This window comes from Pseudomonas sp. ACM7, from assembly GCF_004136015.1.
GTDB classification, from domain to species: domain Bacteria; phylum Pseudomonadota; class Gammaproteobacteria; order Pseudomonadales; family Pseudomonadaceae; genus Aquipseudomonas; species Aquipseudomonas frigoris.
In genome coordinates this window covers 5,147,449-5,171,280 of the sequence record NZ_CP024866.1, presented here as the reverse complement: position 1 = coordinate 5,171,280, position 23,832 = coordinate 5,147,449, and the positions used below count along the sequence as shown (strand labels likewise).

Genomic DNA, 23,832 nt, shown 5'->3' with positions numbered 1-23,832 from the left:
TTTCAGGGGACCAATTTGAACGACAGACGGACACTCGTGCCCTCGCCTTCACGGCTTTCCAGGGCCACCGCACCGCCAAACCGCTCCATGATCCGCTTGACCAGCACCAGCCCGACACCCAGCCCACCTTGTTTGGTGGTGAAAAACGGCCGGAAGGCCATGCTGCGCTGTTCTTCGTTCATGCCTTTGCCGGTGTCGCTCACCACCACGCTGAGGCCACGGGAATCGGTCGGCTCCAATGTGATGATTAACGTGCCGCTCTTGTCCATGGCTTCCAGTGCATTGGCCAGCAAACTGTTGAGGATCTGCGTCAACTGCACCTGCTGGCTAAGGACCATGGGCGTCAGCTTCGGGTCGAACACCACATGGACCGAGGCTTTGGTGATTTGATGCTCGAAGGCCATCAGGCTGTCATGCAGCGCCGCCACCAGATTGACAGGCTCGGCGTCATCGTTGAGCGGACGCAAGGATTGCAGCAGCTCCCTCACCCACTTCGACATGCGATCCACTTGGCCGATGATGTCGTTGATGTTCTTGTGGGCCGGGCCGCTGTCGAATTCCAGCGCCAGTTCGGCGCTTGAACGGATGGTCGCCAGCGGATTACGCAAACTGTGGGCGACCGCCGACGACATTTCGCCCAGGACGACCAAGGTTTCGTTGGTGATCAGTTGCTTTTGTTGCGCCGCCAGCAAAATGGCAGCCCGGCGCACTATCCAGTAGAGCCCCAGGTAAATCAGCCCGCCGCCCAGCGCAGTGGCCAGCCAGATCAGCACCAGGCCGCGCTCCATGCGGCTGATCAGGTCCTTGGGTTCCTTGTAGATCTCGACCATCGCCGTGACGTTCTTGCCGTCGACATCGAACAACGGAATGTAGTTCTCGATGAAGATGTATTCCGGGGGCGCCACAAACTTCTGTTCCATGCGGCTCTTGTTCACATCGTGATAGCTGGCCGACACCGGAATTTTGGAAGCAAAGGCTTGATCGAGGTCTTCGTCGGCATGGATCGTAGTGCCCATTAACGCCGGGTTGGTCGACCAGATCACCCTGCGGTCGGGGGCATAGATATTGGCCAGGATCACGTCCGGCAAGTGCTCGATATGGTCAAGGAATTCGCCCCGGGCAATGGCGCGGGCCAGCGGGTCGACGTCGGAAAAGTCCTTGTCTTTGCGCGGATCGAGCAGCTCGCCCATGGTCCGCACGTTGGGAATCGATACGTGGCGCACCTCGACCGAGGCAATCGCCTGAATGAACTGGGACGTCAACAACGCATCGCGTTGCACGCTTTCGGTAATCACGAACCGGGTGGACACCGACCCCAACGCCACCGCCACCGTGCCAATCACCGCCATGCTGATGAGCGAAAACCAGCGCAATAAATTGAACGGCTGCTTGCGCGAGCTCAGGCAAACATCACCCTCCTCGGCCTGAAGTGTTTGAGTAGGCATGTCCATGGACGTGTTCCCGACGATTCCCCTATAGGGTTATAGCCCACTCATGGCCGTTTGCCCGACGTTGGGTCTCGTCCCCCCACTTACTCCTTATCCCCATCTCCCCCCAATCCTGGGGACAGAGGCCCGCTCCCAAAAACCGCGCTCCGATGCCGTTTGTGAGTGACACGCCCATGACTCGGGCCTCTACCGGCCGTTTTCGACGGTTGGTATGGAAGTTGCCGAAGCCCTCTCAACTGACCCGTCTCCATGGGGCAGGCATTTCGATATATAGAGGGCTTAACTCATGCACCCTTTACTGTCCAAAACCGCGGCCGCCCTGGTCGTTAGCGCACTGGCCCAAGGCGTCGCCCAGGCGGCGCTGTTTGCCGTCGACCCAGGCCCCTACGTGCAAGCCAACGGCTCGTTCGCTGCCTGGTATCAGGACACTCACGGTCGAACCCTCGATCTTTGCCTGTCCAAGGCTGTCAGCTCGCGAGTGCCCAGCGCACCGGGCGCACCGACGTACATGTGCAACTTGCTGCCGGCACCCGGGATCTTCGACGACACGCAACCGCTCGTCTTCCCGACCAACTTCCCTGATGAGGCGTTCTGGTTCACCGGCGACGGCACCATCGTCGACGCAGCCCGAGGTATCGACCTGACCTACGTCAGCGCCGTTGAAGCCGCCTTCAGTGGTGGCGACCCGGTCGAAGGTGACCAGATCAGCTTCGCCCGCATCCGCCTGCGTGTCGATGTACCGACCGCGGGCACCTACGTCATTACCCACCCCTACGGCGTCGATGTCTTCAACGTCGACACCCCCGGGCGTCGGGCGATCAACATGACCCGGGATATCGGCATCGGCGTGCCGAAAACCTACGACGGTGCCCTTAAGGGCGATGTCGGGCCGTTCCTGCGCAGCGTCAATGGCCCCTACACCGAGACCAATCCGGTCACCGGTTCAGCCGAGCAATTCGTCGGCGACCCGAACCTGGTGGAAGCCTTCACCGGCAGCCCTTTCAATACCAACTACATACGCATTGAAGGCCCCAACGGGCTGGATTTGCGCACGACGGTGATGGCCATCTCCGGCAAGTTGGCGACAATGGCACGGCCGACGCCATTGATCACCCAGCGCAGCACCTACTCGCGCAAACCCGGCGCCAGCGCTCCGGTGGCTCAGCAAGACGTGTTCGCCCTGGCCCCGCCGCCACCGGCCAAAGTGACTCTGGACAGCAACAACCCGGTGTTGAACCTTACCGAGGCCAACACCACCGGCAACTGGTATGCGCAATCTTCGACCAACCCCAGCTTGCCGAGCACGTTGCAAGTGACCGCCGACAACCACCTGGCCATCGCTAGCAGCACACCGACCACCTTACCCATGCCCCTGACGGACCTGGTGGTGATTTCACGTGCCGAATACAGCCTCAGCACCGGGCAAATAACGGTCGTGGCCTCGACCAGCGACGAAACTTCGCCACCGGTGCTCACAGCCACCTCTGGCACAGGTGTCGCCATTGGCGCCCTCAGTGGCGATGGCGCAGTGAAATCCCTGGCCACCGGCATCTCGCCGATACCACCGGCCAAGGTTCGAGTGACGTCATCCAATGGCGGCAGCGACACCGAAGAAGTGGTCATCGTGCAATGAACGCTCACATGCCCAGTTCCTCATCAGGAGGCATCATGAACAATTGGCCACGCCTGGCGCTCAACGCCCTGGGACTGACTCTATCGCTGTCCGGCAGTGCATTCGCGCAACTCGCTGCCGTCGACCCCGGTCCTTATACCTTTGCCTCGGGGAAATTCCCGATCTGGTATCAGGACAACAATCTGCTGTCGATGGAACTGTGCCAATCCCGAGCCACCAGTTCGCGGGTACCGGCTGCCACGCCACCGGCCTACATGTGCACCCTGCTGCCGACACCGGGCATTTTCGACGACACCCTGCCGATGGTGTTCCCGGATAACTGGCCAGACGAAGCCTTCTGGTTCCTCGCCGGGATGAACATTCCCAACAATGCCGCTGGCTATGGAATGGACGCCTACGTGGCCGGGATAGAAGCAGCTTTTGCCGGCGGAAATCCGCTCGATGGCGATCAAATCAGCTTTGCGCGGATTCGTATGCGGATAAACGTGCCCGTCGCCGGGACCTACACCATTACTCACCCTTATGGCGTGGAAACGGTCAACGTCACCACCCCCGGTCGTCGCGCAATCAACATCACCAGAGACATCGGCGTAGGTCCGGCGGGGAATTTCAGCGGGGCACTCAACGGTGCTATCGGGCCATTCCTGCGCAGCGTCAACGGCCCCTATACCGAAGTGAACCCGGACACCGGCGCAATCGAAACCTTCGTCGGCGACCCGAACCTCACCGAACAAGTCACCGGCAGCCCCAACAACACCAACTTTGTGCGCATCCAGGGCCCGGCCGGCACGATCCAAAGCAACCTGTTCACGCTGGCCGGTAAAGTCCTCGACAACCGTGCGCAAACCCATGTCGACCTTAGCCGTGCAACCTACCGTCGCATCGCCTCGGGCACCGGTACCAGCACCCGGGTCGAAGTCTTTGGCAAAGCGGACAACAGCTCTACATTGTGCTTCCGCGAAACCCTCGCCCTTGTGCCAGGCCCACCGCCTACGCCATGCCTGATCAACATGGTGGGTGACGGCACCGGGTTGTACTTCGGTCAACACCTGCTCAGCGGCCCCGTGCCTCCGGTCGTGGTGCTCACCGCCACCAACCCGGCCGGCACCACCCGCCCTACGGCGGTCTCGAGCAAGCTCGTTGACCTGGTGAAAATCCAGACCGCTCGCTACAACTGGAGCAATCACAGCCTGCTGATCGAGGCCACGTCCACTGACGAAGTGGCGGTGCCAGACATGGTCGCGCAGGGTTACGGACGTCTGTCGAAATCCGGCACTCTGCAAAAAATCACCATCGCCGACCTGACCCAGCCACCCGCCACCGTCACGGTAAAATCCGCCGCGGGCGGCAGCGATACCGAGCCCGTCGTGGTTGTCGGTACCGCACCGGATACCGGCGAGAACCAGGCGCCACTGTCTGTGGCCGACACCGGCAGCACCAGCTTCGGCGTGCCGATCACCCTCAACCTGCTGGCCAACGACAGCGACCCGGACGGCAACACGCCACTGAGCATCACCGCGCTGACCCAACCGGCCGCCGGCCAGGGCACCGTGGCGTTGAGCGGCACGACTGCGGTGGTCTACACCCCGCCCGCCGTGGTCACTGTGCCGTTAACCACGACCTTCACCTACAAGGCTCAAGACATCAAAGGCCTGGCTTCGACTACCCCAGCGACCGTGACCATCACCGTGGCGCCTAACCGGCCACCGGTGGCAGTCGCCGACGCCGTCGCGACCCTGGGCGTGGCGATACCGATCAACGTGTTGGCCAACGACACCGATCCGGAAGGCAACGTGCCTTTGGCGGTCGCCAGCCTGACCCAACCTGCGGCGGGTCGTGGCACCGTCAGCAGCAACGGTACTGTGATCACCTACACCCCACCGGCCACGGTCACGACGGCCTTCACCACGACCTTCACCTACATCGCCCGGGACAGCTTCGGCGCCCTGTCGACACCGGCCACGGTCACCGTGCAAGTCTCGCCAAGGCCTGCTGCGGAAACCTTCACGGTGACCACGGCAACGGTGTCGGCTCGCTCCAACAACCGCTTCACCTGGGACTTTGCAGGCACCTCATCGGTGACCACCGGCAACACCATCACCATCAAGGTCTCCACCCCGACCGGGCTGGCAACCCTGGGCACCACCACGGTACCGGCGACCGGTCGCTGGAGGCTGACAGTGAACAACACCACGGCGGTGATTCCATCGGCGAACCCGACAGCCACCATCACCTCGTCCCAAGGCACCGTGCGCACGGTCTCGGTGATCTCGAACTGAGCCCTCGCCCCACCCGCCGATTCGGTGGGTGGGGCCGGCCTCTTCCCAAAGGACGCAACCATGAAAACCTCGACCGCCGCCCTGCTCTGCCTGCTTCTGCTCTGCAGCAGTGCGGGCGCGCGCGCCGACGATTTGATGGAGAACGACGACCTGGCCCCCGGCGCCGACCTCGGCGAGTTACCACCACCGATTGGCCAGCAAGCACTGATCGATCAGAACGGCCAGGCCAACGTTGCGCTGTTGCAACAGAACGGCCAGTCGCTGCTCGGTCGCATCGTCCAGTCGGGCAGTAATCAGGAAGCCTACATCCTGCAGCAAGGTAGCGACCTGATGGCAATGATCACCCAGCAAGGCAGTGGCAACGCCGCCTCAATCACGCAAAACGGCAGCCACAACCGCGCGCAGATTTCCCAGAACGGCAACAACAACGACGCCAGCATCGACCAGGCCGGCACGGGGCTTTCAAGCGCCGTGACCCAATCCGGAAACGGCATGAGCGTTTCGGTCAAACAATACCGCTAAAGCACTGCACCACATGGAGGTTTCATCATGTTCAAACTGACGCCCCTCACCGCCACCATCCTGGTCCTACTCAGTGCCCAGGCGATGGCCGACGACAGCGTTTCCACCCAGGACCAGGTCGGTACCGCCAACATCGCCGACGTGAAACAGACCGCGGCCCCGTTCAGTACCGCCACCCAGCAGCAACTCGGCGAGGGCAACGATGCCGCAGCGGTGCAAGACAACGCCACCGGCACCATCACCCAGGATCAACTCGGCGACTACAACGCCGGTTACGCCGAGCAACTGTTCGAAAACGGCAGCACCATCACCCAGCAACAGGTCGGCAGCTCCAACACCAGCCATGCCAGCCAGTCGATCGGCATGGGCGGCAACGAAGCGCTGCAACAACAGCAGGGCAGCGGCAACTTCTCGTTCATTTATCAGGACAGTCAGGAAGGCACCCAAGGTCAAACCTTCCAGTTTGGTGACAGCAACGAGGCCAATATCGAACAGATCCAACTGGGCACTGCCAACAACGCAGTGATCATCCAGTACGGCACCGCCAACTACGCCACCGCCGAACAAATCGCCCACATGGGCGGCCAGATCAATCTCAACCAGGCGGGCGAAGGCAACTACGCCTATGGCGACCAGCGCGATGGCAACGGCGGTACCGTGACCATCAACCAGTTCGGCGACTTCAACGGCGCCGAAGTCTGGCAAGGCGGGCAAACCGCCAGCGAGGCCACCGTCAACCAGTACGGGAAAACCAACGAGACCGTGGTCGACCAGAGCTTCGGCGAAAACAACGTCGCCCAGGTGCTGCAAGTCGGCGACCTCAACGCAATTTATGCGGACCAGTTCGACTCCATCGGCTCGGTCCTGGCGCTGTACCAGCAAGGTACCGGCAACGTGCACTTCACCTATCAAAGCGGCGACAGCCAAGTGTTGAACGCTACCTCCGTGGGCACTGAAAACAAGGTCTACGCCAGCAACTGGAAAGGCCCGCAACTGGGCGGCCAGTTCGGCAGTAACCAACGCGCAACCATTACCCAAGCCGGCAATAACAACACCGCCAGCTTCAAACAAGACGGCGTCGGCCACATCATGACCACCAGCCAGACGGGCACCGGCAACAAAACCACGGTCAAACAGGCTGAAAACTACAACGAGCTGTACTTCGACCAGAACGGCAGCGACAACATCCTCATCGCCGACCAGCGCGGCACCACCAACCTGGCTCAGGGCAGTAGCACCGGCACTGGCAACACCACCGACTTCGACCAGTCCGGCACCATGAACGTGGCCTACGTCACTCAGGGCGGCACCGGCAACATTGCCAGCGTCACTCAGAGTGGCATGACCCAGACTGCGACCGTGCAGCAAATGGGCAACGACAACCGGGCAACCGTGCTACAGCAATAATCGCGCTGCAAAAAAACCGCGGTCCTTGGAGGGTCGCGGTTTTTTTGTCTGTGCCGATCAGCTACGTGGGTGAGTCTTGCGGATCGATGTTATCCAACGCCCGATTCACCGCCAGGTCGGCCAGCATGATGACCTGCTGGATGCCCAACAACATGCTGCGCTGCGGCCCCTCCACAAACACCGCGAAATCAGTAGCCATGACACTGGCGGAAGCCAACGATTCACAGGCGTGGGCCAACAGGCTTTCGGTATCGATGTCCGGCGCGATGACGAACATCGTCCTGACCTTGCGTTCGGGTGTGTCTTTGTGGGGATTGAGGTAATGGTCGAGGGCGCGGTCGGCGGCTTCGTGGAGTTTTTTTGAATCGGGTGACGCGTAGGGGGAAACGGTGTCGGTTTCTGGGGGATTGGGTGTGGGTTTGAACATGGGGAAGCTCCGTTATACCTGATGGAACCACCAGTACCTGTCGCTAAACAAGTAAGGGTGGCGGCCGTACGCGGGTTAGCGAACCGAGAGGTATAAGACCCGGCAGACCCGAGGGTCTCCCGCGCACAGCCACCATATCGAATGCGGACATAACATCGCCTGCAATAAAGACGGGTGCATTGTTGCACTTATACCAGGTCGGGTCGCTAAACCCGATCGCTGAATTGGCAGCGATGGGTAAACGATAAAGACCAGGGCCAAAGCGCACAAGCCGGCGGATTCTGGCGTAGTCGTAGGCAACGGCGCAAGGGTCTGTAGCTTTCAGGAAGTAACGTTAAACACTATTAAACACACTCCTCAAATCAGCACATATTCCCTGTGGGAGCGTGGCTTGCCCGCGATTGGCCCTGTCATTCAGCCAGTAATCCACTGACAAACCACCCTCCCCCAAACACCGAGAAAAATTCGGACTTCCCCTACAAGCCAAACAGAATCCCCCGGCATCCACCCCAGAGCGTGATCGCCAAAGTGCCCCGTTTCCAAGGACTGGGCGACAAGCGTGACCAAACTCATCCCCCAACACCAACTCGCTGGCCAGCGCGGCCAGGTACTCGACAGCCATCAAGCCATCGACGCCCTTCGCCAAGCCCTGAACTACCCGTACGACTTACAAGGCTTCGACGACCTGCTGAATGCCGTGGGCGCCAACCACTCCAACTACATGCAGACCGCCCACCAGCAAAAACTGATTCAGGCCGTGAGCAACGGCGATTGGGTGATGGTCACGCCTCGCGTCAATCTGGATAACAGTGGCGGTTCATGGAATGGATTCAAGACACAACCCGAACCACCCCCGGCGCAACATCTGGTCGAAGATCACGCCTTCACGCAGCCCAAACCGGCGGAGTCGGGATTTTATATAGTTGAAAAGCCCATGAGTCTTGAGTCGCTGGAACGCTCGCTGTACGAGAGCTCGCCAAGCGATGCGTTACGTCGCGAATTTCGTTCGCTCAATCGCCATCTCGGCGAAAGGGTGAAACCGGGGCAAATGGTGATCTTCAGCGATTCACGGCACTACATGTGCCGGCGTGAAGAGGCGCAGATGATGATCGCTGCGGAAAAGGTTAACGAAGTGCTCAAGGATCTGAGTGATGAGGAAGCTTCGTTTATGGTTGAGCACCATGAGGTTATAGAGCCGTTTCTGGAAGTGTCGGCGGGATCGCTGGGTGTGGCGTCGTTCATGATTGGGCAGCATCTGGAGGGCTTGAAAAATGCCCTCAAAGAACTGGAGGAACTGCATCAGCAACAATATCGCCAGTACCGCAATCTGCATTCGCCAGAGTTTTTTTCCAAGCGTAAACGACTTATGGCGAAGCTTGATGCCAGCCTTGGGTCACTCGTACGCAAAGGCACCGGCATTGCGGATCACCCGAAACTCAAGCGAGCCTTGGGGTTATCAACTCGCAGAACGATTCATCGTTGGGACAAGGCTGGGGCACCAACACAGTTGCCTGGGTACGCAACGAACATTGAGGGTGTCTCACGAGCAGCAAAATATATGAAAGCCGGTGGTTATGTCGGGATTGGTCTGCAGTTAGGCGCATCCAGTTTAAAAATTCATGAGGTATGCACTACTGGTCGCGAGGATGAATGCAAGCAAATGAAATTTGTTGAGGGCGCAAAAATGGTGGGCGGTACAGCCGGAGCTGTCGCCGGGGGTGCAGCAGGCTCGAAAATAGGCACCGCTGTGTGTGCAAAAGTAAAAGGGCTCGGAAAACTCGTTTGTGTACTCGTTGCCGGCGCGGTAGGCGCCACCGGAACCGGAACGCTGATGACCGACGGCAGCGAACTGATTGGGCAAGAACTCTATGAGCATTCTGAATAATGGAACTCACTAGAACAACACTCGCCTGGGTCTGGGGAGCGCTTATCCTGCTGAGCCTTTTCGACGTAGCTATCATTTTTTATGCTGCTCACACAAAACTCGAAGCGCTGGAAAAGCATTTCAAGCAACTGGATTCCATATGCGTCAACCGCCTCACGTGGGGCACGGGGCATCATGGAAGAATTTTTCGTCTGGCCGCAATCAGCGCTTTAATCTCGTCTAAAAAAATTCAGCGCCAGGAACCCTTATCAGTTGAAGAAGTGAAACGGTTGCCTAAAAGGCTCAAGCGCTGGGCAGCGTATCCATTTCATATTGCCTATTTCGTTACAGGGGCGGTGGTGGTTCTTTGGCTATATGGGAAATACACCGGCCTACTCAAATGAAGAACCAGCAGCTAATTCTACGACCCAATACGAGTCCCTGAGATTTACTGCCTGTTCATGCTTCGGTTTGGTAGCGCTTTGGGCGCTGGGGAAGGCCACCGGGCTACTGGCCGTACACCCTGTGTGAGATTGGTCGGCTATCAGGCCGCCATCGCGAGCAAGCTCGCTCCCACAGGGGATTGGTGTTCGCCTTTCGCTTCTCACCACTCAACAGGCCGAGCGTTAGCTCGCCTGCCGCTTTTGATCTTGATCCACCCGCCCCTTCGGGAGGCTGAGTGGAGGTGTTCATCTGGGGGGCAGGCGCGCAGCGCCGTTCGACGAAGTCGAACACATCGAGAGGAGGTTGAAGCGAAGCCAACCGGAGGCGATGCCCCCAGATGGACGCCGGAGCGAAGGAACGCCGAGCCTAAGCGAGGGGCCGGACGCTTGGGGCGAGACCTTTTGGTTCCTTTTGGGGCGTTTGCCAAATCGGCATAGGGGACGGCCATCTGGCCGTGCCCCTGCCACACCACCCGGCATGCGGGTCCGCACCGGGCGGTTCGAGAAGTTGAGGTCAGCAGAGTCGAGGTAGACCCAACCGGTCGAACCACGCCACCGTCAGCACTCCATGGATCAGACCGACACTGTTGTGCCAGAACCTGTGGCTGTTGCCGGCTATCGCCGCTGCCAAGTCAGGGTTTGCTCCAAGTTTGCGCAGTTCACCGTACGTTCTCCTTCCGGTTTTCCATTGTTTGAGCTGGATGGCCCTGAGTCGTCGGCGTATCCATTCATCGAACCTATGCCAAAGGCGAGGGGTTTGCGATAAACCGAAATACGCTTTCCAGCCCAGTAGGTAGGGTCTCAGACCTTCCACCACTTGCGACAGGCTTCGGCCTCCATTTCGAGACGTCAGCTGTCGGATGCGGCTTTTGAACGTCTGTAGCGCTTTGCTTGCCACCCAGCGTTTGACCTCGCCTTGAGCTGACAGCCAAAAGCCGTAGCCCAGAAACTTGCGGCCAAACGCACTGGCAATCGCGCTCTTGCTCTCGTTCACTTGCAGCCTAAGTCGGTCATAAAGGCGACGGAGCACTGCCATTACCCGCTGACCGGCCTTGAGGCTGCGTACGTAAACGTTCGCATCGTCCGCATACCTGACGAAGCAATGGCCTCGTCGCTCCAATTCCTTGTCCACCTCGTCCAGCAATACATTGGCCAGCAATGGTGAAAGGGGGCCACCTTGCGGCGTCCCTCGCTCACTGGCGACCACTACGCCGTCGATCAACGTCCCGCTGTTCAGATAGGCCCGGACCAGACCCAGAACGCCTCAGTCGGTCACCTTCCTGCTCAGTCGAGCGATCAAAAGGTCATGATCAACGTGATCGAAGAACTGCTCCAGATCGACGTCCACCACAATGTCCCGCCCCGAGTGAATGTATTGCTGCGCCGCCAGTACCGCTTGGTGAGCGCTGCGACCGGGACGAAAACCATAGCTATGATCACTGAATCCCGGGGCCAACAGAGGCTGCAAAACCTGTAACAGCGCCTGTTGGATCAGTCTGTCCGTCACCGTCGGGATGCCCAGCTTGCGCTCGCCACCCTCCGGTTTTGGGATCAGAACTCTGCGCACCGGACTTGGCCGGTACGTTCCCGCCAGCAACTGCGCCCGTATCACGGGCCAGGCCGTTTTCAGATGCTCGACCGTCTCATCGATCCCAAGACCGTCGACGCCCGCAGCACCTTTATTGGACCGAACTCGCTTGAGCGCCAGTTGCAGGTTCTCTCTGGTCAGGGCTTCTTGCAGAAGCCCTGACCCCGTGTGGCTCAGGTCATGACGCGGACAACCGGCTTCATCGCTGGACGCTTCGCGTCGGGTTTCACCCGTTGCAGCTCCGTCCCGCCCCGGTTTCCCGGGCATCTGATGCAAGGCTTGTTGTATCGCCATGGTGAACCTCACTCCTTCTCGTTCGGCCCTTCGCTGCAACGCAGCTACTATGGCCTCTGCTGACTTCTCGCTCCGGCTTGCGCCGTCGCCCTTTCAGGCATGAGGCGAGATCTCCCCAGGTAAGAACGCCATCCTTCACCGCACAACCGCCGCATTTACGTCCCCGGGACTTTGGCCACAAGAGCTTCGCAGTCACTTGGCTGCTCGCCCTGACCGGTGACGCCTCAGATGCGGTTCGTGTACCTCGGCTCGCGGTTTACGTTCCACGCTTCCTTCCCACACTCGGTCGCCCTCATGCAGTTGCGCTTCGCTTCATTCGCTGTGGCCAGCTCAAGAGAGGATTTTCACCTCTAGGATGGCGCCCATGCTGGGCGCACAAGGGACTCGCTGTAAGAGCGAAACCATTAGCGGCCGTTACCGCAGGAATGGATATGTACACCTGAAAGAAATAGGTCGGCTATTAGGCCGCCTTCGCGAGCAGGCTCGCTCCCACAGTTGGACTGGGTACATCTGAGGGAGACTGGTCGGCTGTCAGACCGCCTTCGCGAGCAGGCTCGCTCCCACAAAAAATCAGACCTGCGAACCCCCAACCAAACAACGAGGCCGAGCGTTAGCTCGCCTCGCCTGCTTTTGATCTGCCCGCCCCTTCGGGAGGCTGAGTGGAGGTGTTCATCTGGGGGTCAGGCGCGCAGCGCCGTTCGACGCAGTCGAACACATCGAGAGGAGGTCGAAGCGAAGCCGACCGGAGGCGATGCCCCCAGATGAATGCCGGAACGAAGGAACGCCGAGCCTAAGCGAGGGGCCGGACGCTGGGGCGAAGCCTTTTGGTTCCTTTTTGGCGTTTGAAAAAGGGACTCGCTGTAAAAGCGAAACCATTAGCGGCCGTTGCCGCAGGAATGGATATGTACACCTGAAAGAAATAGGTCGGCTATCAGGCCGCCTTCGCAGCGATGCGGCGACCCGACAAGCCAGCTCCCACAATGGTTGCAGGTACATCCGCAAGAACAGGTCGGCTTTCAGGCCGCCTAGGTCGAGATCAAAAGATCGCAGCCTTCGTCAGCTCCTACAGAGGGATCGGGTACATCAACAAAAACCAGGTCGGCCCGAAGGCCGCCTCGGCTCACTCTTCCTCACCTTCAGGAACAACCTTGTTCTGGGTCAAATAGCGGTCAAGCGTCGCATTGTTATCAGGCGAAGAATTATCCCCGGCCACCTGCCACAACCGCCGCTCAATCCCCTGCGCCAGCAAATGCCCAACGGCCGCCTCGATCGCCGATAACACACACAACTGCGCCGGCTCGTTCGTGGTGTAGCCAACCTCGGCTTCGAGCAACTTCTTGAACTCGATAAACTTGAACACCCCCGCACTGCGCCCGACAGAGTAAATCGTCTTGCTGGTCATCACATTGGCCAACACCTGCCCACTGCGCACATCGACAGCACGAAGATTCACCGACACCTGATCCACCCGATACTCCCGGGAAATATCAATCCCCAGATACCGCGCCCCTTCCCCGCCGCTGCGCACGTTGGTGTCATAGGCAATAATCCCGCCCTCAAGCATCAAATTGGCCGCCTGCAACGGTGGCAACTCACCCTGGATATTCACCGGCGTATTGGGCTTTTTCTGCGACGCGCGAATGATCTTGCGCTCGGTCAACAGGTTCTGCAGCCCCTCACGTTCCAGCACCACAAACCAGCCACTGGCCTGCAACGCATCCATCAACATGCTCGCCGCGCCCTGGGTCACGCTGGTGGAAAACGAACTGGCCGGAGTCGGTTTGTACTGCCCGGTCTGATCCCGGAAGCCATACACCACCGCCATCAACCGCCCCTTGGGTCGTGGCATGTTCAGCAAGTCGTAATAGGTCGACGCCCGAGGTGTCAGGGTCGGTGATTCAGTGTCCTGCTCGGCCCCCATCGGCTCGCGCAAACTGCACCCTTGTAATGCCGCCAACATCAGCCCCAGCGCTATTATTTTTTTCATGTCCTTGACTCCCCATCGATCCAAGTCCCCGTCAAGGGGCCAGGCCATTCACCTGGATTTCGGAAACTTCACCGGTCGCTCGGTCGGTCACTTCAATAGTCAGTGCACCGGAGTCGTCGATGACGTTCACAACAAAAGCGTCAGTGGTCAGGCTCCCGGCATTGCCCGCGGAGATGTTGTCCATCAACTGCCCTAGCAGCCGTGATTGCAGCTGACTGGTGAAGCGCTCCAGGGCCGACGTGCCGGCCGCGCTGGTACGGTTCTTCAAGTCAGGGTCGTCGTAATCGTTCTGCGCCTGGGCGTTGTTGAGCAACCAGGTCCCGTTCAACGGGTTGCCGCCAAACGACGGGTTGACCGGCGTGTAGACCAGCTCCGTGGCCTGGACCAGCCCGCAGCTGCCCAACCCTAATAACCACATGCCCGTGCGTTTAGAGAAAGCTCCAGTGTTCATAGTTCGTCCCTCTCAAGGTCGGTGGTGTCCTGCAACAAGGTTTCCAGCTTGCGCTGGACGATCTGCACGCGGACCAGATCGGCAGCCTCATAGGCCTCGTCCTTCAACTCCACGGTGTTCGGCGGCAGGAAGCGCCGATAAACCAATCGTTGCTGATATTCCACGGTCACCAGGCTGCCCCAGCGTGCCGAAGGTCGTTCACGCACCACCAGGTTGAAATCCATCGGACTGGTGGCACGCAGGCGTTCACTGAACGAGTAGTAAAAGTCGTGGCCGATGTGCGAGATCGTGTCGTCGACGATAAAACCCATCATTTCGTCTTCTTCGCCAGCCGACACGAAGGACGTCATCAGCATCAGGGCCAGGGCCGCTAGCCAGTGTCTGTTCATGGCATCAGCGCCCCAACGCCTGAGGCGTTTGGGATTGGCCTTTGGGCGCGGACGCGCCATCGAGGAAGGCCTTCTCGGCCACGAACTGCCAGTCCTTGTAGCTCGCCATGCCGGTGAAGTCCGACCATTGAGTGGGAAAATCCGCCTGCTTGAGCGGCGTGTCCGTGGAGGGGCTGCTGAGGCCGGTGATGCGTCCGTCAAAACCGCGCAGCAACGTCCATTCGCCGCCACCAATCGGGTCCGGGTAGAGGTTGCGCAAGTGGTGTTTGGGCGACGGAAAACGCTCGTCCTGCATCAGGTCCGCCAGCTCTTTGGGGTACTGGGCCAGGCCAGGCGAACTGCGGTAATAACTGCGCAAGGCCTGGGCGTATTGAGTGCCGACCCAGAGCAACTGCCGTTCACGATCACGGCGCGACGCGGTGGACCACAACTGGCCAGCGCTGGCCAGGCCCATGCCCATCAACATGATCAGAAACAGCACGCCCAGGTAAGTGAACCCGGCCTCATTCGAGGGCTTACCACTCGGAATAAAGGCTGCCATCACGCGCCCTCCCTGTGGCCCCGCTTTTGATATCGGCGACTCCGCCCGGGACGCCGTCAGGCGGCGCCACCAGCACCCAGAGGTCTTTGCGTTCAGCGATCGGGTCCATCGGCGGGTTGCGCAGGTAACGCTGTTCGACCAGCTGTTCGATGGAGTCGGGATAACGCCCGGTGTCGCCGTAGTAATGGTCCAGTGCTTCGCGCATGGCCGACAGGCTCTGGCGCAGCGTGGTCTCTTTCGAGGCCTCGAGGCTGTTGAAATAGCGTGGCAAGGCGATGGTCATCAGGGTGGCGATGATTGCCATGACCACCATCAGTTCCAGCAGGGTAAAACCCTTTTCCCGACGCATAATCTCACCACTCCCGGTAGGCGATGCCGTTGAGCCCCTTGCCGCGCGCCTTGGAGTAGACGTCAAAAACGTCTTCGCCTTCGCGCGGGTTTTGAGCCGTGCTGTCGTAGGAGCGCACGCCCCAGCCGCCTTCGTCGTTACGCTTGACCGGCGCCAGCGGATCATGGGGCACGCGCCGTAAAAAGAAGAACTTGGCACCCTTGGCGCTGCGCACATCGCGCACACCGTCCACCAGCACTTGCAGGTTCGGCGGGTAGCCGCTGCTGTTCAGGGATTTCTCGATGTAGCCAGCGTCGAACGCACGTTTGTAGGCGTCGATGGCATCGCGAATCTGATACAGCGCCGTGCGCAGTTCCTGCTCCTTGCCCCGGCGCACCACGGTCTCGGTCAGCGGCGCAGCCATGCCAGCCAGCAGGCCGATCAAGGCCAGCGTCACCACGACTTCGATCAGGGTAAAACCGCGTTGCGAGGCGTTCATGATCAAGGCTTCTCGACGACAACGCGGGTGGATGCAACCGGAGTACCGAGGCTCTCTGTGGGACTCGCCGAGTCCATCCCACGTTCCGGTGCCTGGATGTGCATGCTGGTTTCAGTGCCGGTGGTGAACTCCATGTCCGACGGGCTCTGGTACGGCAGGTTGCGCACGATCCGCGGCGTGATCGACAGCACCAGTTCCGACTTGCCGACCGTGTCCTTGTTGCTGCCAAACAAGCGGCCAAGACCTGGAATGTCGCCAAGGCCGGGGATTTTGTTGCCGGTGGCGCCATGGTCGTCGCGCATCAGGCCGGCGAGGATCTGGGTTTCGCCGTCATGCAGACGCAGGGTGGTCTGGGCGTTGCGGGTGTCGACCTGAACCGGAATCGTGCCCTGGCGGGTCGGCTCCAGTGGCGTGGCGTTACTCACTTCCAGGGCGATTTTGATCGCCACTTCGTTGTTCAGGTGCACGGTCGGCTGTACTTCAAGTTTAAGACCGACATCGAGGTAGGTGACGCTTTCGGTGATCACCGGCCCTTGAGTCGAAGGCACCGAGGTGGCGCTGATGATCGGCACGCGCTGACCAATGTGGATGCGCGCCTGTTCGCGGTTGCTGACGCGAATCACCGGGCTGGCGAGGGTGTTGATGTCGTTGTCCTGGGCGTTGATCTTGGCCTGCGGCGACGGCGAGATGGAGATCCGGCTGGAGTTGATGCCTTTGAGTTGGTCAAGCAGGGTCACGGCCGAGCCATCACTGTTGACCACGCCGAAGGTGTTCGGCCATTGCAGGCCAAGGTCGAGAATCCGCTGGGTGGCGACTTCCATCACCTCCACTTCCAGCACCACTTCAGGGTTGGACTGGTCCTGCGATTGCAGGAGTTTTTCAGCCATGCGGACAGCGTCTTCAGAGTCGCGCATGGTCAGGGTATTGAGGCGTTCGTCGACGAACACATCGCGGGTCTTGAGCATGGTTTTGATCATGTTCAGCGCGGTGTTGGCATCGATGCTAGTCAGGTAGAAGGTGCGCATCACCAGCTCTTGGTAATCCTTGAGCTTCTGCGGTGAGTCCGGGTAGATCAGCAGGGTGTTTTCGTTCACCACTTTCTGGTGCAGCTGGTTCTGTTGCAGCAGCAGTTCCACGGCGTCTTCGATGCGCACGTCACGCACGAAGATGGTGGCTTTCATGTCCGGGCGCAGGTCCTTGTCGAAGATGAAGTTCAAACCGGCGACCTGCGACAGCACTTCGAAGATGGTTTTCAGGTTGGCTTCGCGAAATTCCAGGGTCACCGGCCGATCGAGACGGGTCCGCAGTTGTGGATACGGAACCACGTTGCGGCTTTGTACCAGTCGGACATTGCTTTGCAACTCCAGGGCCCCTTCATTTTTCGGGTCCAGTTCGAGGATTTGTTTCACCTGGCGGTCGGCGCCGTAGATATCGCCGCGACGCAGGTCGCCGCGGGCCAGTTCGAGTTTTTCATCCAGGCTGCGCATGTGATCGAGCTGGCGCAGCGAGTCCTGGGCACGGCGGTTGTTCGGTTCGATGGTCAACACCCGGCCGAAAGCCTGGCGGGCAGACGCGAAATCACGCTGGGCGCGATCCATGTCGCCCTGGGTCAACAGCGCCGTCACTGCACGGGCACGGCCACTGTTCAGGGCCAGGTGCAGCTCGGTGTTGCGAGGGTTTTCCTTCAGCCCTTCCTCGATGCGGGCCAGGCCCGCTTCGTACTGTCCCGACTCCATCAGGTCGGTCGCCTCTTGCTTGGCAACCTGCGCCGAACTGCACGCGGCCAGTCCTGCACACAGGCAAAGGTTTATCAGCAAACGGGATCTGTTCATTGCGTGCTCCCCACAGACAAAGTCTGAGACAAATGCAGAGGCAGATAGACAAAGCTGAGTTCCATGTCGGAAATCCCCTCGATCCGCCAGGTGTCGTCGATCACATCCCCCTTGCGCACGACGTATATTTTTTCGCCGCTCTGCAAAAACACTTGCAGGTCGGAACGGTCGTTCAGCTTGCCAATGAACTGGAAAGGCATCGGTGGTGCAGTGGGGACTTGCACCTCCGGGGTCAGGTTGACGGGTTGTTCGGTGACGGTGGCGAGCTGCGGCGCAGCCGTCCAGCTGCGGGCGGCGAACAGGTCGCCAACCGGGCTCAGGTCCTTGATCGCTGCCGATGTTTTGCCGGCGGATGTTGCGGGCAGCACTCCACGGGTTTTGCTGTTGGTCGGGGTGGCCACGGCGGCCACCGAAGCATCGCCCTCCTCGGACGACGACGTGAAGTATTCAGGCAACCAGGTCAGCGCCGCCGCCACGCCGAAGAACGCCACCCAACCCACTGCGCGTTTGGTATTCATCATGACCTCGACAGGTAAAGGGTCATGCGGATCCGCCCGGTCAGGTCGGTGTCGGCGATTTTTTTACGCTGGAACTCCACGTCCTCCACCACCACCGCCGGTAACTGGCCGAGCAAGGCGTGCAGGAAGCGCCGCAGTTGCGGGTAGCTGCCGCGCACCGGCAGCAGAATCTGATAACGGGCCAGGTGCGTCTTGGGGTCGATGCCCAGGGAATATTCGCCACGGGCCAGGGTGATGTGCTCCTGAGCCGCCAGTGCGTAAATCTTGTCGATGGCCACGGTGGCCTGCGGCTGGGACGGCAACTTGCTGCGGAAGTCGTCGAGCTGACGTTGCGGCACCACCGGAGCGGCAACACTGCCGTCTTCGACTTTGGCCAGGTACTCGCCGGCTTCGCGCGTCTGCTGGCTGAGTGTTTGCAGCGACTGCCAGTCCGGCATCAGGCCCACCAAGCCATACACCAGCGCCAGCAGCAACATCGCCAGCCCTGCCAGGCCGGGAATGCCCAGGCCTTGCAGGTATTCGTGGACGATCAATCTAGGGATTTGCATCGCCAATCTCCCAGCTAGCCGACAGGTTGAATTGCACCGGGTGTTCCGGCACGTTCGCGACGATTTCGTGGCTGAGCAGCGACACATCGGACAGCTCGTCGCTGGCTTCGAGGCTGCGGTGGAAGTCGAGCATGGCTTCCAGGTTCCGCGCCTCGGCGCTGATTCGCACCAGGCCTTTGCGGGCATCCGGCGTCAGGGTCAGCAAGGCAATGTCGTCCCGGGGCATGGCTTCGAGCATGGCGAACAGACGCTCCCAAGGCCGGCGCAATTGCTGGGACACCTTGCGCATCTCGGCCAGGTTGTGCGCCTGTTCGCGGGTTTCGGCCGGGGTCAGGCTGACCTTGCCGCCCGTGTCGCCGGTGAGTACGCGCTGAGTGGTTTGCAAGTGGCCTTGCTGTTGCGCGGCCTGATCACTGAGGTGCTGCTGAACCAAGAAGCAACCCAGCGTCAGCACCACGCCACCGACCAGCAGGCTCCAGCCCAAAGGGCCCGAGCGGCGGCGCGGCTGAAAGTCGAGCATCAAGGCGCGCATGTCAGGCCACCGCCCGGGACATGACGTACAAACAATCGCGTACGGATGCCCGGCCTTCTTTGAGTGTGCGCAGGTGCACACCGGGTACGTCAGGGTGCGAGTCAATGCGTGCCGGCGCGTGCAGGTAAACATTCAGCGGTCGCTCGCTGGTGGACGCCTGCAATTGGCTTTCACGACCGATCAACGCGGTCAACGCGACGTCGCTGTCGCTGCTGCCGACCGAACGCACCGATGCCCAGCGCCCTTCCCGGGCCAGCAGCAACACACTGCGCACCGGCTCGGCGACCACGAACAGGAAGTCGCCGGCGTCGAAGCTTTTATCGAAATGATTGAACGCCGCCATCAGGTACGGCTGCACCGAACGCAGGCGCAGGCCACGACCCGTGACCAGCGTGCGCAGATGCGTCAGCAAGTCCTGCGGCAGCGCGGTGGCGACCCGGTCATAACCCGCCGGCTCAGCGGACAACACCATGCTCCAGGGTTGCGGCGGTACGCCGTAAAGGTCTTCGAAACACAATTGGGCAAACCCGAGCAATTCGGCAGGGCTGCTGATCTGTTCGCTCCACGGCACCAGACAGAAGCGGCTGAAGTGCCCGGAGATCACCACACTCAATTCGGCACCGGGACGGGTGTGTTCGCCCAGCAGACGGTCGAGGGTTTCCAGCGCCACGGCCCAGGCATGGAAACCTTCGTCGATAAAGCCGACGCTGCCCAGCCACAGGGTTTCACTGCCACGGCGCTGACCCAGACCGACACCACTGGCGCCGAGCACGGCGACAAAACGATCACGAGATAAAAGTGACACGATTGATCTCCTCGAGCGTGGTCCGCCCCTCTGCAACCAGCTCCAGTGCCGACTCGCGCAACAGGCGCAAGCCACGGCTGCACGCCAGGGCCTTGATTTTCGAAATGGGTTGGCGTTCGACGATCATTTGCCGCAGCTCGTCGTCGAGGTGCAGCAGTTCGGCAATCGCCGTACGCCCGCGGTAACCGGTGCCCCGGCAATGGCCGCAGCCCTTGCCGTGGACGAAGTGGTAGTGATCGACCTGTTGCGGATCGAGACCGGAGAGGCGCAATTCTTCATCAGTTGGGTAAGCCGGCGCGCTGCAACTGGAGCAAACCAGTCGGATCAAACGCTGGGCCAGCACCGCATTGAGTGCCGACACCAGGCTGTAAGGGTCGATTTCCATCTGGGTGAAACGGCCGATCACGTCGAACACGTTGTTGGCGTGAATGGTGGTGAACACCAGGTGCCCGGTGAGCGCCGATTGCACGGCGATCTGCGCGGTGTCGGGGTCGCGGATTTCACCGACCATGATCTTGTCCGGGTCATGGCGCAGGATCGAGCGCAAACCACGGGCGAAGGTCAGGCCTTTCTTTTCGTTGACCGGGATTTGCAGCACGCCCGGCAGTTGGTATTCCACCGGGTCTTCAATGGTGATGATCTTTTCCACGCCGTGGTTGATCTCGCTGATCATCGCGTACAGCGTGGTGGTTTTGCCGCTACCGGTGGGGCCGGTCACCAGCACCATGCCGTAAGGTTCGGCCGCCAGCCGACGCAGATGGCGCAGGGTTTCTTCTTCGAAGCCCAGGGCTTGCAACTGCACGCCGCAGACCTTGTCGGCCAGGTCCTGTTTGTCGAGGACCCGCAGCACCGCGTCTTCGCCGAAGATGCTCGGCATGATCGACACCCGAAAGTCGATCTGCCGGCCGCTGATGCCGATCTTGAAGCGACCGTCCTGGGGCACGCGTTTTTCACCGATGTCCAGTTCGGCCATGACCTTGACCCGGGAAATCACTTGCTCGGCGAATTCGCTGCCCTGGATTTTGCTGATGTTGTTCAGCACGCCATCGATCCGGTACTTGATCACCAGGCCGCTGCCGGTGGTGCCCAGATGGATATCGCTGGCGTGCATTTTCAGCGCGTCGTAGAGGGTCGAGTTGACCAGTTTGACGACGACGCTGGCGTCCTCGCTGATGCTGGTCAGGGACAGGCTTTGCAGGGTATCGATTTCGACATTGGCGTCGGCCTGGGCGTTGAGCGACTCCACGGCGTGGAAGCTCTCTTCGTGGCGTGCCAGGTAGGCTTTCAGGTCGTCGGCATGCACCAGGTACAGCGGCGCACCGTGCAGGCAGTCGTCGATCCAGGCCAGGCGTGAGGTATCGAAGGGGTCGGCAAACACACCGATGACCGCATCGTCGTGACGCAGCAGGATGAATTCGCGTTTGAGGCATTGGGCCAGGGTGACCCGGTCGAACACCGGAGTGGCTTTGAACAGGCTGTCGGTGTCGAGCACCGGATAATGCAGGGTCGCGCCGAGGCACTGGATGAAGGGCATGGGGGCCAGTTCGCACAACACCCCGAGGGCTTCCAGTACCCGTTCGCCGGAACTGGCGGCCAGGGAGCGTGCCTGGGCCAGTTGCTCACTGGAAAAGCGAGACGGTACACAGTCCAACAGCACCGGTTCGACGGCAAGGAATAGACGGTCCATGGCATGCTCTCCAACGCCGGGGGCTTTGAGCCCTGTCGACGCGGCAGGCCATTGCGGCGGATGCCGGAACGTCTTGTCGCGCCACTACTCCCCGGTGAGCAATTGTTCGTCGCCTGGTGCCTTGGAGGTCGATAGACTTCGTCGACGATCTGCCAGCACCCAACTGCCGTCGTACAACTGCAGCGGGAAACTCTCGGTCCTGCTCTGGCGTCGTTCGACAAAACCTTGCGAATTACTCATGCCTGCTTTGGGTTCGCGCTCCATCCCCAGAAGGTCGCAGACTGCTCGGGCCAACTCCGCCAATGGAAACGGTTTGAACAGGATATGGCTGACTCCCAGTTGCCGGGCCCGCTCACAGACTTCAGCGGTTGGGTGCCCGGTAATCAGCACAAAATGACACTTCCTGTTCTGGCGGACAGCATCGAGCACCTCAAAGCCTTCCATGTCGGGCAAGCGGTAATCGAACACCATCACATCGGGTGCAAACTGTTCGGCTTCACCGATACCTGTCACACCGTCATGTGCAATCCGGACGTCGAGCTCTTGCGCCTGAAGGTAATCCTTGAGGTTTTCGGCAAGGAGCTGTTCGTCTTCGACAACCAGTACTTTGTTTAACAAGGTCGACTCCTTGAAACCGCAGGTCCGATGTTCCAGCCCTGGGAGTACGCGCCTTCACTGAGGCTAACGCACACTTCATGCCAGGCTGAGCGCCGGTTTTTTTACCGTTGCACGTCGTTGATTTTCATGAAAAAACCATTTCGTCCAGGAACCCTGTCCCCCAAAGGCGGGGGAAGCGCTCGGAGGTGTCTTGAAGCTTTTCCCCATTATTGGGGGGGGGAACCTTCAATCATCGTCAATCCGTTCAATTCGATTGCTCGATCGCAGCTGCGCCAGAACCTGTAGACGAGCATGAGCCTGTTGCTGTCGGGCAAGGTAAGCCCGGACCATTTCAAGCCCTTGCACCTCTGAGACATCGGTCGCCTCCAAGTGGTTCTGCAAGTAGATCAAATGCCAGCCCAGCGGTGTACGCACCGGTGTACTGACAGCCCCCGGTGCCAGGGCAAAAGCCGCTGCTTCGAATTCAGGCATCATCCGTCCACGAGGGAAATAGCCCAGATCACCGCCCTCGCTCGCAGAAGCATCTTCGGAACCGGCCCGGGCCACGCTGGCAAAATCCTCACCCGCACTGATTTTCACCCGCATCTCCTCTAAGCGTAGCCGGGCAGCTTCAACTGCGGCGGCATCCGCGCCTTGAGGCACTTTGATCAGGATGTGCCGTGCCTGGATTTGCTCCGGCCGGCTCATCTCGACGCGATGCTCTTCATAGAACGCACGGACCTGTTTTTCGTCAGGCCCGGCGACCTGGGTGAGGTCGGCAAACACTTGCTGGGCCGCGAGCTCACGGCGGGTGTACTCGGTGTAACCGACTTCGTCGAAACCGGCCTCTTCCAGGCGCCGGGCGAACAAGTCGGCACCGCCCATGGCCTGCCGGGTCTGATCGACCTGGCGTTGCACCACAGCGGCACTGACCACCACTCCGCGCTTGACGGCTTCTTGCCACAGCAATTCTTTGTCAATCAAGGCTGTCAGTGCCGCCTGACGTAATTGCTTGTAGGCCTTTGGGTTGCGGATGCTGCCCACCGCCCGGCCCTGATCCTCCAGGTATTCGGCGAAATAACGCTCCAGGCGAAACGCGGAAATTACCTCGCCATTGACCCGCGCGGCGGCCGGGCCATTGCTGCAGAACGCCACGGGAACCCACAGCGTGAGCAGGAGCAACAGAGTCTTGAGCGGCATGATCGAGACCTCC

General features: G+C 60.3%; 22 protein-coding genes and 1 pseudogene. 6 read left to right on the top strand and 17 right to left on the bottom strand.

What is annotated here, in order from left to right; translation table 11 throughout:
- Positions 1-2: 2 nt before the first annotated feature.
- Positions 3-1,451: an ATP-binding protein gene (locus tag CUN63_RS24625; protein WP_129443258.1), complete on the bottom strand. Its 1,449-nt coding sequence runs from the start codon at positions 1,449-1,451 to the stop codon at positions 3-5.
- Positions 1,452-1,734: 283 nt separating this feature from the next.
- Here CUN63_RS24625 and CUN63_RS24620 point away from each other — a divergent pair, with 283 nt between their 5' ends.
- Genes CUN63_RS24620 through CUN63_RS24605 form a run of 4 tightly spaced genes read left to right on the top strand, consistent with a single transcriptional unit; the run spans position 1,735 to position 7,289 of the window.
- Entirely contained in the window at positions 1,735-3,081 is a 1,347-nt protein-coding gene (locus tag CUN63_RS24620; RefSeq protein ID WP_129443256.1) for a hypothetical protein, read from the top strand.
- Positions 3,082-3,116: 35 nt separating this feature from the next.
- On the top strand, positions 3,117-5,360 hold the full coding sequence (locus CUN63_RS24615) for an Ig-like domain-containing protein (RefSeq protein ID WP_129443254.1): 2,244 nt from the start codon (positions 3,117-3,119) through the stop codon (positions 5,358-5,360).
- Between the two features lie 60 nt (positions 5,361-5,420).
- Complete coding sequence (locus CUN63_RS24610; protein ID WP_129443252.1) at positions 5,421-5,882, top strand: curlin; 462 nt, start codon at positions 5,421-5,423, stop codon at positions 5,880-5,882.
- Between the two features lie 27 nt (positions 5,883-5,909).
- Positions 5,910-7,289 (top strand): curlin, encoded by a 1,380-nt coding sequence (locus tag CUN63_RS24605; protein WP_129443250.1) that lies wholly within the window; start codon positions 5,910-5,912, stop codon positions 7,287-7,289.
- Between the two features lie 61 nt (positions 7,290-7,350).
- On the opposite strand, the gene CUN63_RS24600 is transcribed toward CUN63_RS24605, so the two are convergent.
- On the bottom strand, positions 7,351-7,716 hold the full coding sequence (locus CUN63_RS24600; protein WP_129443248.1) for a DUF6124 family protein: 366 nt from the start codon (positions 7,714-7,716) through the stop codon (positions 7,351-7,353).
- Between the two features lie 559 nt (positions 7,717-8,275).
- On the opposite strand from CUN63_RS24600, the gene CUN63_RS24595 reads away from it, so the two are divergent.
- Both CUN63_RS24595 and CUN63_RS24590 read left to right on the top strand, forming a co-directional pair.
- Positions 8,276-9,601 carry a hypothetical protein gene (locus tag CUN63_RS24595; protein WP_129443246.1) on the top strand — a complete coding sequence of 442 codons (1,326 nt, stop codon included), beginning with the start codon at positions 8,276-8,278 and terminating at the stop codon, positions 9,599-9,601.
- A complete protein-coding gene (locus CUN63_RS24590) occupies positions 9,601-9,984 on the top strand; it encodes a hypothetical protein (protein WP_129443244.1) in 384 nt (127 codons plus the stop codon). The genes CUN63_RS24595 and CUN63_RS24590 overlap by 1 nt, the downstream gene beginning before the upstream one ends.
- A 553-nt stretch (positions 9,985-10,537) precedes the next feature.
- Here CUN63_RS24590 and ltrA read toward each other — a convergent pair.
- From ltrA to CUN63_RS24505, 15 genes and pseudogenes are all read right to left on the bottom strand, one after another.
- A pseudogene (gene ltrA / locus CUN63_RS24580) lies at positions 10,538-11,905 on the bottom strand (group II intron reverse transcriptase/maturase).
- 1,120 nt (positions 11,906-13,025) lie between these two features.
- Positions 13,026-13,892, bottom strand: coding sequence for a CsgG/HfaB family protein (locus CUN63_RS24570; protein WP_056746588.1), 867 nt, complete (start codon positions 13,890-13,892; stop codon positions 13,026-13,028).
- A 31-nt stretch (positions 13,893-13,923) separates the two neighbouring features.
- Positions 13,924-14,343, bottom strand: a complete 420-nt coding sequence (locus CUN63_RS24565) for a curli assembly protein CsgF (protein ID WP_129443242.1) — start codon at positions 14,341-14,343, stop codon at positions 13,924-13,926.
- Positions 14,340-14,732 carry a curli production assembly/transport protein CsgE gene (gene csgE, locus CUN63_RS24560; protein WP_129443240.1) on the bottom strand — a complete coding sequence of 131 codons (393 nt, stop codon included), beginning with the start codon at positions 14,730-14,732 and terminating at the stop codon, positions 14,340-14,342. The genes CUN63_RS24565 and csgE overlap by 4 nt, the downstream gene beginning before the upstream one ends.
- Before the next feature lie 4 nt (positions 14,733-14,736).
- Positions 14,737-15,273, bottom strand: a complete 537-nt coding sequence (locus CUN63_RS24555; RefSeq protein WP_129443238.1) for a type II secretion system protein — start codon at positions 15,271-15,273, stop codon at positions 14,737-14,739.
- Positions 15,248-15,622 (bottom strand): type II secretion system protein, encoded by a 375-nt coding sequence (locus tag CUN63_RS24550; protein WP_129443236.1) that lies wholly within the window; start codon positions 15,620-15,622, stop codon positions 15,248-15,250. Before CUN63_RS24550 ends, CUN63_RS24555 begins: the two co-directional genes overlap by 26 nt.
- A gap of 4 nt (positions 15,623-15,626) precedes the next feature.
- On the bottom strand, positions 15,627-16,100 hold the full coding sequence (locus CUN63_RS24545; RefSeq protein ID WP_056746580.1) for a type II secretion system protein: 474 nt from the start codon (positions 16,098-16,100) through the stop codon (positions 15,627-15,629).
- A 2-nt stretch (positions 16,101-16,102) separates the two neighbouring features.
- Positions 16,103-17,932: a secretin N-terminal domain-containing protein gene (locus CUN63_RS24540; protein ID WP_129443234.1), complete on the bottom strand. Its 1,830-nt coding sequence runs from the start codon at positions 17,930-17,932 to the stop codon at positions 16,103-16,105.
- The gene (locus CUN63_RS24535; protein ID WP_129443232.1) at positions 17,929-18,450 is read right to left on the bottom strand and encodes a hypothetical protein; all 522 of its coding nucleotides are present in this window, start codon (positions 18,448-18,450) and stop codon (positions 17,929-17,931) included. The genes CUN63_RS24540 and CUN63_RS24535 overlap by 4 nt, the downstream gene beginning before the upstream one ends.
- Complete coding sequence (locus CUN63_RS24530; RefSeq protein WP_129443230.1) at positions 18,450-18,998, bottom strand: GspMb/PilO family protein; 549 nt, start codon at positions 18,996-18,998, stop codon at positions 18,450-18,452. The genes CUN63_RS24535 and CUN63_RS24530 overlap by 1 nt, the downstream gene beginning before the upstream one ends.
- Entirely contained in the window at positions 18,985-19,530 is a 546-nt protein-coding gene (locus CUN63_RS24525) for a PilN domain-containing protein (RefSeq protein ID WP_129443228.1), read from the bottom strand. The genes CUN63_RS24530 and CUN63_RS24525 overlap by 14 nt, the downstream gene beginning before the upstream one ends.
- Position 19,531: 1 nt before the next feature.
- Positions 19,532-20,335: a hypothetical protein gene (locus tag CUN63_RS24520; RefSeq protein ID WP_129443226.1), complete on the bottom strand. Its 804-nt coding sequence runs from the start codon at positions 20,333-20,335 to the stop codon at positions 19,532-19,534.
- Complete coding sequence (locus CUN63_RS24515) at positions 20,316-22,022, bottom strand: GspE/PulE family protein (RefSeq protein WP_129443224.1); 1,707 nt, start codon at positions 22,020-22,022, stop codon at positions 20,316-20,318. The genes CUN63_RS24520 and CUN63_RS24515 overlap by 20 nt, the downstream gene beginning before the upstream one ends.
- A gap of 84 nt (positions 22,023-22,106) precedes the next feature.
- Positions 22,107-22,640: a response regulator gene (locus tag CUN63_RS24510; protein WP_129443222.1), complete on the bottom strand. Its 534-nt coding sequence runs from the start codon at positions 22,638-22,640 to the stop codon at positions 22,107-22,109.
- A 225-nt stretch (positions 22,641-22,865) separates the two neighbouring features.
- Complete coding sequence (locus CUN63_RS24505) at positions 22,866-23,819, bottom strand: peptidylprolyl isomerase (protein WP_129443220.1); 954 nt, start codon at positions 23,817-23,819, stop codon at positions 22,866-22,868.
- Between the last annotated feature and the right edge of the window lie 13 nt (positions 23,820-23,832).